Genomic DNA, 12,359 nt, shown 5'->3' with positions numbered 1-12,359 from the left:
GAGGATTGCGCGTGACATGCGTTTCGCCGGGGTGTACGGGGGTCAGACGCGGGGCAGTGACTCCACCCCGATGCCGCCCTCGACCGCCAGGATCCGGTGCAGTCGGGTGGCGACCAGGAGGCGCTGCATCTGCGGCGGTACGTCGCGCAGCACCAGGCGTCGGCCGCAGCGGCCGGCCCGGCGGTGCACCCCCATGATCACCCCGAGACCGGTGGCGTCCCAGGAATCCAGCTCGGACAGGTCGAGCACCAGGTCGCCGGCTCCGTCGTCGACGGCCGAGTGCAGGACCGTACGGGCGTCCGCCGCGCTGCGGACGTCGAGGCGGCCCCCGACGACCAGCTCGGCGTGGTCGCCCCTGATGTACATATGCGCTCCCCGTGAGTGCGTGTAGTACTCCACGAATGTGATGTCCAGTGATGACACCTCTGACTGCGTTGCACGGTCGAAGGTTGCCGTCTGTAAGCGAACCGATACCGAATTCACCCCTGAGTGTGAAACCAGAGGGGCTTGTGCGGTTACGGTGACGGAAAACCGTCAGTGCTTGTAGAAGCCCTGCCCGCTCTTGCGTCCGATGTCACCGGCGTCCACCATCCGGCGCATCAGCTCCGGCGGGGCGAACTTCTCGTCCTGGGACTCGGTGTAGATGTTGCTGGTGGCGTGCAGCAGGATGTCGACGCCGGTCAGGTCCGCCGTGGCGAGCGGGCCCATGGCGTGGCCGAAGCCCAGCTTGCAGGCGAGGTCGATGTCCTCGGCGGTCGCGACGCCCGACTCGTAGAGCTTGGTCGCCTCGACGACGAGGGCGGAGATGAGACGGGTGGTCACGAACCCGGCCACGTCCCGGTTGACGACGATGCAGGTCTTGCCGACGGACTCGGCGAACTCCCGCGCGGTGGCGAGGGTTTCGTCGCTCGTCTTGTAGCCGCGGACCAGCTCGACGAGCTGCATCATCGGCACCGGCGAGAAGAAGTGCACGCCGACGACCCGCTCGGGGCGCTCGGTGGCCGCCGCGATCTTGGTGATCGGGATCGCGGAGGTGTTCGAGGCGAGCACGGTGTCCTCGCGGACGATCCTGTCCAGGGTGCGGAAGATCTCGTGCTTGACTTCGAGCTTCTCGAAGACGGCCTCGACGACGACATCGGCGTCGGCGGCCGCCTCCAGGTCGGTGGTCGCCGTGATCCGGGCGAGGGCGGCGTCGGCGTCGTGCGCCTCCAGTTTGCCCTTGCTCACGAACTTGTCGTACGAAGCCTTGATGCCGTCGGTGCCGCGCTTCAGCGCCTCGTCGGTGACGTCCCTGAGGACCACGTCCCATCCGGCCTGGGCGGAGACCTGGGCGATGCCGGAACCCATCAAGCCGGCGCCGATGACGGCAAGCTTCCGTGCCACTGTTGCGACTCCCCTTTGAAACGCCTTACACCCTGTTGAGGTTGCCTCTTCGGCGGACCCTAGCGCTCGTGAGGGGCTGTGTGACCGGTTAGTAATGCGCGTCACGTCTCAACTGACGGACATCACACCGGTAGCTGTCACGAGTGGTCTCGTACGGCGTAGTTGAGCACCTTGTCGCTCAACAGCTGCTCCATGTCATCGAGAAGCACGAGCGTCTCTCGTGATACTTCGTCCGGTTCGCGCCCCGCGACCATCTCGCGCCCGATGCTGCCCATGACCGTCTGGTGGAGCCAGTTGATCTGACCGGCGATCAAGGCGGGCAGCGGATCGCCGGGCGCTGCGCCGGTCTCCTCGCGCAGGGTCGCCTCCAGGTTCTCCTGGACCTCCTGCTGGATGCTCCACAGCCGGGAGCGGAGCGTCGGCGCGTCCTGGACGACCCGCATGAAGCGGTCGTAGCCCGCCAGCAGCCCGACGCGCGGCGAGACCGCCTCGACCTCCTCGCGCAGCTCCCTGAGTACGGCCGCGGCCGCCGACTCCCCCACGTCCCGTGCGCGCACCCAGCGCGAGAGCCGGTCGACGATGCCCTTGCTGCGGTCGAGGAAGAGGTCCTCCTTGGCCGGGAAGTAGTTGTAGACGGTGTTGACGGAGACGTTCGCGGCGTCGGCGATCTCGGCGACGGTGACCGCGTCGAAGCCGCGCTCGATGAACAGGCCGGTGGCGACGTCCGAGATGTACTGCCGGGTCTGTCGCTTCTTCCGCTCCCTGAGCCCCTCTGCCATGACCGCATCGTAGTCGTTCCTGGGTGCTCTTAAATTTTGGAGTCATTGCAAAATTTCATGGACTCTGTTTTTCTGGACCACATGACAGCAGTCATCAGCGCGGCCGGACTGGCCCGCACCTTCCAGACCAAGCACGGCCCCGTCGAGGCCGTCCGCGGAGTCGACCTCACCGTCCACGACGGCGAGATCCTCGGCTTCCTGGGCCCCAACGGCGCCGGGAAGACCACCACGCTCCGGATGCTCACCACCCTCCTCGCACCCACCGGCGGCACGGCCACCGTCGCCGGGCACGACCTCGCCACCGACGCCGCGGGGGTGCGCCGGGCGTGCGGGTACGTGGCCCAGTCGGGCGGGGTGGACACCCAGATCTCCGTACGGGAAGAGCTCGTCACGCAGGGGCGCCTGTACCGCCTGACGAAGGACCAGGCCGCCGCACGCGTTCAGGAGTTGGCTCACGACCTGGGGCTCACCGACCTGCTCGACCGAAAGTGCGGTGCGCTGTCCGGCGGTCAGCGGCGCCGCCTCGACATCGCGATGGCGCTCACGCACCGGCCCAAGGTGCTGTTCCTCGACGAGCCGACCACCGGCCTCGACCCCGGCAGCCGGGCCGACCTGTGGAACCTGGTTCGCCGACTGCGCGACGAGTACGGCACGACCGTCTTCCTGACCACGCACTATCTCGACGAGGCCGACGCCCTCGCCGACCGTCTGGTGATCGTCGACAAGGGCGTGGTCGTGGCCGAGGGCACGCCGAGCGCCCTGAAGCTGGAGTACGGCGGCTCGATCGACGCCCCGCTCCAGGACACGTTCCTCGCGATCACCGGCCGCGGTCCCGTCCCGGCCGACGCCGCCCCCGTAGCCGTATAGGAGAACCATGCTTGTGCACGACACCGCACTCGTCTACGGCCGTTACATTCGCCAGTCGCTGCGCTCCCGCTTCGCGCTGCTGTTCGGCGTGCTGATGCCGCTGCTGTATCTGGTGTTCTTCGGGCCGCTGCTCACCGGCCTTCCGCTCGGCGGGCACGGCAGTTCCTGGCAGGTCCTCGTGCCAGGGCTGCTGCTCCAACTGGGGCTGTTCGGGGCGCTGTTCGCGGGCTTCATGATCATCATCGAGAAGAGTCAGGGCGTGGTGGAGCGGATGCGGGTCACTCCCGTGAGCCGGCTCGCCCTGCTGCTGGGCCGGGTGCTGCGCGACGCCACGGTGTTCGTCTTCCAGGCGGTGCTGCTGGTGCTGGCCGCGGTGGCGATGGGGCTGAGGGCGCCGCTGGCCGGGGTGCTGATCGGCTTCGGGTTCGTCGGTCTGCTGACCGTCTCGCTGGCCTCGCTGTCGTACGCGCTGGCGATGAAGGTCCGTACCCCGCAGGAGTTCGGCCCGCTGATCAACGCGGTGTCGATGCCGTCCATGCTGCTGTCCGGCCTGATGCTCCCGATGACCCTGGGCCCGGCCTGGCTGGACGTCCTCTCCCACTTCATGCCGTTCCGCTATCTGGTGGACGCCATGCGGGACGCGTACGTCGGCTCGTACACGACCGCTCACATGCTGTACGGCGTCCTGGTCGCCGTCGGGCTCACGGCGCTCGCCGTGTCGGTCGGCACACGCGTGTTCCGGACGGCCGGAGCGTAACTACGCTGACCTCATGGTCAATCTGACGCGCATCTACACCAGGACCGGCGACCAGGGCACCACCGCCCTCGGCGACATGAGCCGGGTCGCCAAGACCGACCTGCGGATCTCCGCGTACGCGGACGCCAACGAGGCGAACGCGGTGATCGGCACGGCCATCGCCCTGGGCGACCTTGGGGAGGAGATCGTCAAGGTCCTCACCCGGGTGCAGAACGATCTGTTCGACGTCGGAGCCGATCTCTCGACGCCCGTCGTCGAGAACCCCGAGTTCCCGCCCCTGCGCGTCGAACAGTTCTACGTCGACAAGCTGGAGGCGGACTGCGACCACTTCAACGAGCAGCTGGAGAAGCTCCGCTCCTTCATCCTGCCGGGGGGTACGCCCGGGGCGGCCCTGCTCCACCAGGCCTGCACGGTCGTACGCCGGGCCGAGCGCTCGACCTGGGCGGCTCTGGAGGCCCACGGCGACGCCATGAACCCCCTCACCGCCACCTACCTCAACCGCCTGTCGGACCTGCTGTTCATCCTGGCGCGCACCGCCAACAAGGACGTCGGTGACGTGCTCTGGGTGCCCGGCGGGGAACGCTAGCGCTCGCGCTTGGGGAACAGCGTGTAGCTGGCGGCGATCACCACGTTGATGCCGATCAGCCACAGCATGCGCCGCTGCCAGGCGCGCAGTGACTCGGTCGGTCCGTCGCCGACGTACCAGACCGCGGCCTGGAGCAGGGCGGCGGCGACCAGCGCGGCGAGGATCCAGCGGCCCGCGACCTTCCACTCGTGGACGGCGCGGGCCGTGCCGTACCTCGGCGGCTTCACGGGGGGCGGGCCGCCCGCGAACCGGTGGGCGACCCTGGCGTCCGCCCACTTGATCGTCGAGTGGCCGAGGCCCACCGTGAAGCCGATGTAGACGGCGGCCAGGCCGTGCTTCCAGTCGGGCTCGGCCCCGTTCCTGAGGTCGATCGCGGTGACCGTGAACAGCACGAGCTCCAGCAGCGGCTCGCACAGCAGCAGGGCCAGTCCGACCCGCGGCATCCGCAGCCCGTAGCGGAAGGCCAGTCCGGCCGCGAGCAGCACCCAGAAGGCCACCTCACACGCGACGATCAGTCCCACGAGCACGGCTCGCTCCTCTCCCTCACCCCTCCAGGCTCGCGCCGCGGCCCGCCGCTTTCGTCGTCGGCGGTGACGACGTCGCCGTACATCGAACGATGCAGTCCAGGACCGTTCCCGGGGATCAGGCGCGGGGCGCGGGCACCGTGTTGGATGGAGTCATGGCCCTCCCCCGCCCGCACCGCTTCGACGTGTACATCGCGGCCGGCGGGCTGCTCGGCGGCCTGCTGCTGGTGGGCATCGGTCTGAGCACCCGGCCCGCCGACGACCCGATCACGCTCTTCGACGGCACCTGGCCGGTCCTCGTGCCGCTCACCGTGCTGGCCGGCTGCGAACTGCTGCGCCGGACGGCACCCCGCACCGCCCTGCTGACCGGCACCGCGGCGATCTGCGCCGACATCGTGACCCAGGGCAACCTGGCCACGATCCTGATGTTCACCGACGTCGTCTACGCGGCCGTGCTGTACGGCCCGCTCGCCTCGGCCCGCCGCATCCAGTGGATCAGCGGGCTGCTCACCGTGGCCGGGACGCTGGTGCCGTTCGCGATGTGGCGGACCGCGGAGTCGCTGCTGATCGGTGTGGTCGTCGGGGTGGTGGCGTACGGGCCCGCCGCCACCGGCTGGATCGTGCGCAACCACCGTGACGCCGCCGAGGCCGCCCGACTGCGCGCCGAACAGACCGCGCTGCTCGCCGAGATAGACCGCGCCCAGGCCGTCACCGCCGAACGGGCCCGGATGGCAAGGGAGTTGCACGACATGGTCGCCAACCACCTGTCGGCGATCGCCATCCACTCGACGGCCGCGCTGTCGATCGACGAACCGGCCACCTCCACGCAGGCGCTGACCGTCATCCGGGAGAACAGCGTGGCGGGCCTCGCCGAGATGCGGCGGCTGATCGGCATCCTGCGCGACGCCGGCGGCGACACCGAGCCCGCCGCCGCCCCCACCCTCGACGGCCTCGCGGCGCTGGTCGACGGCGCCCGCGCCAACGGCCTGGACGTGCGCCTCGACACCGACCACCACGGCAGGGTTCCCGCGCCGGTCGAACTCGCCGCCTACCGCATCGTCCAGGAGTCCCTGACCAACGCCCTCAAGCACGCCTGTCCCGGCCTGGTCACGGTCGCCCTCGGCCGCCGGGACGGTCTGCTCGACGTCCGGGTGACCAGTCCCTACGGCCATCGGGACGGCCCGCGGGCCCCCGGTTCCGGCGCGGGCCTCGCCGGGATGCGGGAGCGGGCCGCGCTCCTCGGCGGCACGTTCCAGGCCGGACCGCAGGGCGCGCTGTGGGCCGTACAGGCCACGTTCCCCGTGTCGGAAGGAGAATCCGAATGATCCGTGTCCTCGTCGCCGAGGACCAGTCCGCCGTACGTGCCGGGCTCGTCCTCATCCTGCGCAGCGCCCCCGGCATCGACGTGGTCGGTGAGGCGGCGGACGGCGAGCAGGCGGTGTCGCTGGCCCGGGAGTTGAGGCCGGACCTCGTGCTGATGGACGTGCAGATGCCGCGTCTGGACGGGGTGTCGGCGACCCGGGAGGTGGTCGGGGAAGGGCTCGCGGACGTCCTCGTGCTGACCACCTTCGACCTCGACGAGTACGTGTTCGGGGCGCTGCGGGCCGGTGCCGCCGGTTTCCTGCTGAAGAACACGGAGGCGAAGGACCTCATCACGGCCGTGCGCACGGTGGCCCGCGGCGAGGGGATCGTCGCCCCGGCCGTCACCCGGCGTCTGATCGCCGAGTTCGCGGCCAGGCCGGTCCGCGGGACGGGCGCCGACCCGGCCGTCCTCGACGCCCTGACCCGCCGGGAGCGCGAGGTGCTCTCCTGCCTCGGTGAGGGCCTGTCCAACGCGGACATCGCGGCCCGGCTCGACATGGCGGAGGCGACGGTGAAGACACACGTCAGCCGTCTGCTGGGGAAGCTGGAGCTGCGCAGCCGGGTGCAAGCGGCCGTACTGGCCCAGGAGTTGGGGGTCTGAAAGCGCTTCAGGGGGGCGCCAGGGAGCGCCGTATACAAGAGTGGTCCAGACCTATTGACCTGTGGTCCAGACCTTTCTATTCTCGCGGCACCGTGGGCGTGAAGGCTCAGTCACGCCCCCAACTCCCCGAGGAGGCGCACGATGCGCTTCAGACACAGAGCCGCGGCAGGCCTCGCCACGCTGCTGCTCCCCTTCGCCGGCCTGGTCGGCCTCGCGAGCCCCGCCCAGGCCGCGACCACCGCCACCGCGACCTACGCCAAGACCCAGGACTGGGGCACCGGTTTCGAAGGCAAGTGGACGGTGACCAACACCGGTTCCAGCAGCCTCAGTTCATGGACCGTCGAGTGGGACTTCCCCTCCGGCACCTCCGTCACCTCCGCCTGGGACGCCGACGTCACCTCCTCCGGCACCCACTGGACCGCCAAGAACAAGTCCTGGAACGGCACCCTCGCCCCCGGTGCCTCCCTCTCCTTCGGCTTCAACGGCACCGGCTCCGGATCTCCCGCCAACTGCAAGCTGAACGGCGGCAGTTGTGACGGCGGCTCCACTCCGGGAGACTCGGCGCCGTCCGCCCCAGGCACCCCCACCGCCTCCGACATCACCAACACCTCGGTGAAGCTGGCCTGGAGCGCCGCCACCGACGACAAGGGCGTCAAGAACTACGACGTGCTGCGCGACGGTGCCAAGGTGGCCACCGTGACGACGACGTCGTACACGGACAGCGGTCTGACCGCCGGCACCGACTACTCGTACACCGTGCAGGCCCGTGACACCGCGGACCAGACCGGACCGGCCAGCGGCTCGGTCGCCGTGCACACCACCGGCGGCACCACCGACCCGCCGCCCACCGGCTCCAAGGTCAGGCTCGGCTACCTCACCGAGTGGGACACCTTCGTGCGCAACTACCAGGTCAAGAACCTGGTGACGTCCGGCTCCGCGGCGAAGATCACGCACATCAACTACGCCTTCGGCAACGTCACGAACGGCCAGTGCGCCCTCGGCGACGCCTACGCCGACTACGACAAGGCGTTCACCGCCGACCAGTCGGTGAGCGGCGTCGCCGACACCTGGGACCAGCCGCTGCGCGGCAACTTCAACCAGCTGCGCCAGCTGAAGGCCAAGTACCCCAACATCAAGATCCTCTGGTCCTTCGGCGGCTGGACCTGGTCCGGCGGCTTCGGGCAGGCGGCGGCCAACCCGACCGCCTTCGCCGACTCCTGCTACAAGCTGGTCGAGGACCCGCGCTGGGCCGATGTGTTCGACGGCATCGACATCGACTGGGAGTACCCGAACGCCTGCGGTCTGTCCTGCGACACCAGCGGCGCCGCGGCCTACAAGAACCTGATGCAGGCCCTGCGCGCCAGGTTCGGCTCGAACAACCTGGTCACCGCGGCCACCACGGCCGACGGCACCTCCGGCGGCAAGATCGACGCCGCGGACTACGCGGGTGCGGCGCAGTACGTCGACTGGTACAACGTGATGACGTACGACTTCTTCGGCGCCTTCGGTACCACCGCCACCGGCCCGACCGCCCCGCACTCCCCCCTCACCTCCTACAGCGGCATCCCGACGCCCGGCTTCACCTCGGCCGACGCGATCGCCAAGTTCAAGGCGAAGGGCGTCCCCGCGAGCAAGCTGCTGCTCGGCATCGGCTTCTACGGCAGAGGCTGGACCGGAGTCACCCAGGACGCCCCGGGCGGCACGGCCACGGGCCCGGCGTCCGGCACCTATGAACCGGGCATCGAGGACTACAAGGTGCTCAAGACGTCCTGCCCGGTCACCGGCACGATCGCGGGCACGGCGTATGCGCACTGCGGCAGCAACTGGTGGTCGTACGACACTCCGTCGACGATCGCCGGGAAGATGAGCTGGGCCAAGTCGCAGGGCCTCGGCGGCGCGTTCTTCTGGGAGTTCAGCGGTGACACCAGCAACGGCGAGCTGGTGAGCGCCATCAACAGCGGGCTGTCATAGCCGCGTCGGCTAGGCGACGTTGACGCTCCCCCAGACTTCGTCCGGGGGGACCCCCACCCAGCGAGTGAATGTGGCTACGCCACATTCACTCGCTGTCCGGGCGGGGCTGCCTCCAGCCACGCGAGGAAACCGGTCAGCGCGTCTTCGCTCATGGCGAGTTCGAGACGCGTGCCCCGGTGCACACAGGTCAGGATGATGGCGTCGGAGAGCAGTGCCAGCTCCTCCTCGCCCTCGGGGAGACGACGGCCGGCGACCTCGATCGCGGCGCGCTCCAGGACGCGGCGCGGGCGGTAGGCGTAGGAGAACACGCGGTACCACTCCACACGGTCGCCGTTGTAGCGGGCGACACCGTAGCTCCAGCCTTTGCCGCTGGTGTCGGTTTTCTCCGGGACGTCCCAGCGCAGGGAACAGTCGAAGGTGCCGCCGGACCGCTGGATGAGTCTGCGGCGCAGACCGAAGACGAACAGCCCCAGCACCACCAGGGCCACGACGATTCCGCACACAGTCAGAGCGAGGACCATCGACACCGACCTCCTCGTCTCCTAGGTACCTTCGAAACAGGTAACGGAACGGAAAAAACATCCAGATCTGCCTCAGCCGCGACCGGCTCCGGATCGCTCCGGTGCCAGTCGCGGCTGAGTGACGTCATACAGCTCCGCGCGGCTCTAGCGCGCCGCCGCGGCACGCAGTCGTACGTCGGCGCGACGCTCGGCGGAGGCATCGCCCTCCGCCTTCGCGCGCTCCAGTTCGCGCTCCGCGCGCTGGACGTCGATCTCGTCCGACAGTTCGGCGATCTCGGCCAGCAGCGACAGCTTGTTGTCCGCGAACGAGATGAAACCGCCGTGCACCGCGGCGACGACCGTTCCACCTTCACTCGTACGGATGGTCACCGGGCCCGACTCCAGCACACCGAGCAGCGGCTGGTGACCGGGCATGACGCCGATGTCGCCGGACGTGGTGCGCGCGACGACCAGGGTGGCCTCGCCGGACCAGACCTCTCGGTCGGCCGCGACCAGCGCGACGTGCAGCTCAGCAGCCAAGGTGGCTCCTCGGGTCACCACCCGGCGGTTCGGCCGGGTGTTGGTTACAAGTCTAGTAGGCGTGAATGAGGGGGCGGGACGTGCCCCGCCCCCTCAGGCGTGAACCACAGGGTTCACTTCGAACTCAGGCAGTTCAGGAGACGCCGAGCTCCTTGGCGTTGGCCTTGAGGTCCTCGATGCCACCGCACAGGAAGAACGCCTGCTCCGGGAAGTGGTCGTAGTCGCCGTCGATGATCGCGTTGAAGGCCGCGATCGACTCGTCCAGCGGAACGTCCGACCCGTCGACGCCGGTGAACTGCTTGGCGACGTGGGTGTTCTGGGACAGGAAGCGCTCCACGCGGCGGGCACGCTGGACGACCAGCTTGTCCTCCTCGCCGAGCTCGTCGATGCCGAGGATGGCGATGATGTCCTGGAGGTCCTTGTACTTCTGCAGGACCCCCTTGACACGCATCGCGGTGTTGTAGTGGTCCGCCGCGATGTAGCGCGGGTCCAGGATGCGGGACGTGGAGTCCAGCGGGTCCACGGCCGGGTAGATGCCCTTCTCGGAGATCGGACGGGAGAGAACCGTCGTCGCGTCGAGGTGGGCGAAGGTGGTGGCCGGGGCCGGGTCGGTCAGGTCGTCCGCGGGGACGTAGATCGCCTGCATCGAGGTGATCGAGTGACCACGGGTCGAGGTGATGCGCTCCTGGAGGAGACCCATCTCGTCGGCCAGGTTCGGCTGGTAGCCCACCGCGGAGGGCATACGGCCGAGCAGGGTCGAGACCTCGGAACCGGCCTGGGTGAAGCGGAAGATGTTGTCGATGAAGAACAGCACGTCCTGCTTCTGCACATCGCGGAAGTACTCCGCCATGGTCAGACCGGCGAGGGCCACCCGCAGACGGGTGCCCGGGGGCTCGTCCATCTGGCCGAAGACCAGCGCGGTCTTGTCGATGACGCCCGACTCCGCCATCTCCTCGATGAGGTCGTTGCCCTCACGAGTGCGCTCACCGACACCGGCGAACACGGAGACACCGTCGTGGTTGTTGGCGACGCGGTAGATCATCTCCTGGATGAGCACCGTCTTGCCGACGCCGGCACCACCGAACAGGCCGATCTTTCCACCCTTGACGTACGGGGTGAGAAGGTCGATGACCTTGACGCCGGTCTCGAACATCTCGGTCTTCGACTCGAGCTCGTCGAAGTTCGGGGCCTTGCGGTGGATGCCCCAGCGCTCGCCCGTGTACTGCTCGTCGGCGTTCAGCACCTCACCGAGGGTGTTGAACACCTTGCCCTTGGTGAAGTCGCCGACGGGCACCGTGATGGAGGCACCGGTGTCGGTGACCGGGGCCTGGCGGACCAGACCGTCGGTGGGCTGCATGGAGATGGTGCGGACCAGGCCGTCACCCAGGTGCTGGGCGACCTCCAGGGTCAGCGTCTTCTTCGCGCCGTCGAGGGCCGGGTCGGCTACCTCTACGTGCAGAGCGTTGTAGATCTCCGGCATCGCGTCGACGGGGAATTCCACGTCGACGACCGGGCCGATGACCCGGGCGACGCGGCCCGTGGCAACGGCCGTCTCAACTGTCGTCGTCATTACCTGTCACTCCCCGCGGTCGCGTCGGCCAGGGCTGCGGAGCCACCGACGATCTCGCTGATTTCCTGGGTGATTTCGGCCTGGCGGGCCGCGTTGGCAAGTCGGGAGAGGCTGGTGATCAGGTCTCCCGCGTTGTCGGTGGCCGACTTCATCGCGCGGCGCGTGGCGGCGTGCTTGGAGGCGGCCGACTGGAGCAGCGCGTTGTAGATACGGCTCTCGACGTAGCGCGGCAGCAGGGCGTCGAGGACGTCCTCCGCCGAGGGCTCGAAGTCGTAGAGCGGGAGGATCTCGCCCTGGGGGGCGGTCTCCTTCGCCACGTCTTCGAGGCTGAGCGGAAGCAGTCGGTCGTCGAGCGCCGTCTGCGTCATCATCGAGACGAACTCGGTGAAGACGATGTGGAGTTCGTCCACGCCGCCCTCGGCCGTGTCCTTCTCGATGGCCTCGATCAGCGGAGCCGCGACCTTCTTGGCGTCCGCGTAGCTGGGCTCGTCGGTGAAGCCCGACCACGACTCCGCGACCTTGCGCTCGCGGAAGTTGTAGTGAGCCAGACCGCGGCGGCCGACGATGTACGTGTCGACCTCCTTGCCCTCGGCCTCAAGACGCTCGGTCAGCCGCTCCGCCGCCTTGATGGCGTTGGAGTTGAAGGCACCGGCAAGACCACGGTCGCTCGTCAGGAGCAGCACCGCGGACCGCACGACCGTCTCGGCCTGCGTGGTCAGCGGGTGCTTGGTGTTCGAGCCGCTACCGACCGCCGTGACCGCACGCGTCAGTTCCTGCGCGTACGGCGTGGAGGCCGCCACCTTGCGCTGCGCCTTGACGACACGCGAGGCGGCGATCATCTCCATCGCCTTGGTGATCTTCTTGGTCGCGGTGACGGATCGGATGCGACGCTTGTAGACCCGGAGCTGGGCTCCCATGA

The 12,359-nt window shown here is 68.9% G+C and carries 14 protein-coding genes; 6 read left to right on the top strand and 8 right to left on the bottom strand.

From position 1 onward, the window contains the following. Window positions 1–42: 42 nt before the first annotated feature. The 3 genes from ACI2L1_RS02515 to ACI2L1_RS02505 all read right to left on the bottom strand — a co-directional run bounded on the left by ACI2L1_RS02515 (window position 43) and on the right by ACI2L1_RS02505 (window position 2,162). The gene (locus ACI2L1_RS02515; RefSeq protein WP_328750541.1) at window positions 43–366 is read right to left on the bottom strand and encodes an STAS domain-containing protein; all 324 of its coding nucleotides are present in this window, start codon (window positions 364–366) and stop codon (window positions 43–45) included. Between the two features lie 168 nt (window positions 367–534). Then, window positions 535–1,383 carry a 3-hydroxyacyl-CoA dehydrogenase family protein gene (locus tag ACI2L1_RS02510; RefSeq protein WP_404737469.1) on the bottom strand — a complete coding sequence of 283 codons (849 nt, stop codon included), beginning with the start codon at window positions 1,381–1,383 and terminating at the stop codon, window positions 535–537. Between the two features lie 137 nt (window positions 1,384–1,520). Beyond that, the gene (locus tag ACI2L1_RS02505; RefSeq protein ID WP_404737468.1) at window positions 1,521–2,162 is read right to left on the bottom strand and encodes a TetR/AcrR family transcriptional regulator; all 642 of its coding nucleotides are present in this window, start codon (window positions 2,160–2,162) and stop codon (window positions 1,521–1,523) included. 81 nt (window positions 2,163–2,243) lie between these two features. Between ACI2L1_RS02505 and ACI2L1_RS02500 the strand changes: the two genes are divergently transcribed. From ACI2L1_RS02500 to ACI2L1_RS02490, 3 genes are read left to right on the top strand one after another with little or no spacing between them, the layout of a single operon-like run. After that, window positions 2,244–3,029 (top strand): ABC transporter ATP-binding protein, encoded by a 786-nt coding sequence (locus ACI2L1_RS02500; RefSeq protein ID WP_404737467.1) that lies wholly within the window; start codon window positions 2,244–2,246, stop codon window positions 3,027–3,029. A gap of 7 nt (window positions 3,030–3,036) precedes the next feature. Next, window positions 3,037–3,786 (top strand): ABC transporter permease, encoded by a 750-nt coding sequence (locus tag ACI2L1_RS02495; RefSeq protein ID WP_404737466.1) that lies wholly within the window; start codon window positions 3,037–3,039, stop codon window positions 3,784–3,786. 13 nt (window positions 3,787–3,799) lie between these two features. Next, the gene (locus ACI2L1_RS02490; protein ID WP_404737465.1) at window positions 3,800–4,372 is read left to right on the top strand and encodes a cob(I)yrinic acid a,c-diamide adenosyltransferase; all 573 of its coding nucleotides are present in this window, start codon (window positions 3,800–3,802) and stop codon (window positions 4,370–4,372) included. Here ACI2L1_RS02490 and ACI2L1_RS02485 read toward each other — a convergent pair. Beyond that, entirely contained in the window at window positions 4,369–4,899 is a 531-nt protein-coding gene (locus ACI2L1_RS02485) for a hypothetical protein (protein ID WP_404737464.1), read from the bottom strand. The genes ACI2L1_RS02490 and ACI2L1_RS02485 overlap by 4 nt on opposite strands. Before the next feature lie 152 nt (window positions 4,900–5,051). On the opposite strand from ACI2L1_RS02485, the gene ACI2L1_RS02480 reads away from it, so the two are divergent. The 3 genes from ACI2L1_RS02480 (at window position 5,052) to ACI2L1_RS02470 (ending at window position 8,830) form a co-directional block, all read left to right on the top strand. Beyond that, complete coding sequence (locus tag ACI2L1_RS02480) at window positions 5,052–6,221, top strand: sensor histidine kinase (RefSeq protein ID WP_404737463.1); 1,170 nt, start codon at window positions 5,052–5,054, stop codon at window positions 6,219–6,221. After that, window positions 6,218–6,859, top strand: a complete 642-nt coding sequence (locus ACI2L1_RS02475; protein ID WP_404737462.1) for a response regulator — start codon at window positions 6,218–6,220, stop codon at window positions 6,857–6,859. The genes ACI2L1_RS02480 and ACI2L1_RS02475 overlap by 4 nt, the downstream gene beginning before the upstream one ends. A gap of 141 nt (window positions 6,860–7,000) precedes the next feature. Further along, window positions 7,001–8,830, top strand: a complete 1,830-nt coding sequence (locus ACI2L1_RS02470) for a glycosyl hydrolase family 18 protein (protein WP_404737461.1) — start codon at window positions 7,001–7,003, stop codon at window positions 8,828–8,830. A gap of 74 nt (window positions 8,831–8,904) precedes the next feature. Here the strand turns inward: ACI2L1_RS02470 and ACI2L1_RS02465 are convergent, their stop codons facing one another. The 4 genes from ACI2L1_RS02465 to ACI2L1_RS02450 form a co-directional block, all read right to left on the bottom strand. Continuing rightward, a complete protein-coding gene (locus tag ACI2L1_RS02465) occupies window positions 8,905–9,351 on the bottom strand; it encodes a DUF2550 domain-containing protein (protein ID WP_404737460.1) in 447 nt (148 codons plus the stop codon). A gap of 144 nt (window positions 9,352–9,495) precedes the next feature. Then, window positions 9,496–9,870, bottom strand: coding sequence for a F0F1 ATP synthase subunit epsilon (locus tag ACI2L1_RS02460; protein ID WP_404737459.1), 375 nt, complete (start codon window positions 9,868–9,870; stop codon window positions 9,496–9,498). Between the two features lie 133 nt (window positions 9,871–10,003). Beyond that, window positions 10,004–11,440: a F0F1 ATP synthase subunit beta gene (atpD, locus tag ACI2L1_RS02455; RefSeq protein ID WP_404737458.1), complete on the bottom strand. Its 1,437-nt coding sequence runs from the start codon at window positions 11,438–11,440 to the stop codon at window positions 10,004–10,006. Then, window positions 11,440–12,357 (bottom strand): F0F1 ATP synthase subunit gamma, encoded by a 918-nt coding sequence (locus ACI2L1_RS02450; protein WP_404737457.1) that lies wholly within the window; start codon window positions 12,355–12,357, stop codon window positions 11,440–11,442. Before ACI2L1_RS02450 ends, atpD begins: the two co-directional genes overlap by 1 nt. Window positions 12,358–12,359: the final 2 nt, after the last annotated feature.

Source organism: Streptomyces sp. NPDC019531, assembly GCF_044903305.1.
Taxonomy (GTDB): domain Bacteria; phylum Actinomycetota; class Actinomycetes; order Streptomycetales; family Streptomycetaceae; genus Streptomyces.
This window is presented reverse-complemented; position numbering and strand designations above follow the sequence as displayed.

Excerpts from the sequence above, each read along its gene's own strand:
- ACI2L1_RS02515 (WP_328750541.1), bottom strand. The coding sequence starts at position 366 with ATGTACATCAGGGGCGACCACGCCGAGCTGGTCGTCGGGGGCCGCCTC.
- ACI2L1_RS02505 (WP_404737468.1), bottom strand. The coding sequence starts at position 2,162 with ATGGCAGAGGGGCTCAGGGAGCGGAAGAAGCGACAGACCCGGCAGTAC.
- ACI2L1_RS02500 (WP_404737467.1), top strand. The coding sequence starts at position 2,244 with ATGACAGCAGTCATCAGCGCGGCCGGACTGGCCCGCACCTTCCAGACC.
- ACI2L1_RS02495 (WP_404737466.1), top strand. The coding sequence starts at position 3,037 with ATGCTTGTGCACGACACCGCACTCGTCTACGGCCGTTACATTCGCCAG.
- ACI2L1_RS02490 (WP_404737465.1), top strand. The coding sequence starts at position 3,800 with ATGGTCAATCTGACGCGCATCTACACCAGGACCGGCGACCAGGGCACC.
- ACI2L1_RS02480 (WP_404737463.1), top strand. The coding sequence starts at position 5,052 with ATGGCCCTCCCCCGCCCGCACCGCTTCGACGTGTACATCGCGGCCGGC.
- ACI2L1_RS02475 (WP_404737462.1), top strand. The coding sequence starts at position 6,218 with ATGATCCGTGTCCTCGTCGCCGAGGACCAGTCCGCCGTACGTGCCGGG.
- ACI2L1_RS02470 (WP_404737461.1), top strand. The coding sequence starts at position 7,001 with ATGCGCTTCAGACACAGAGCCGCGGCAGGCCTCGCCACGCTGCTGCTC.
- ACI2L1_RS02465 (WP_404737460.1), bottom strand. The coding sequence starts at position 9,351 with ATGGTCCTCGCTCTGACTGTGTGCGGAATCGTCGTGGCCCTGGTGGTG.
- atpD (WP_404737458.1), bottom strand. The coding sequence starts at position 11,440 with ATGACGACGACAGTTGAGACGGCCGTTGCCACGGGCCGCGTCGCCCGG.
- ACI2L1_RS02450 (WP_404737457.1), bottom strand. The coding sequence starts at position 12,357 with ATGGGAGCCCAGCTCCGGGTCTACAAGCGTCGCATCCGATCCGTCACC.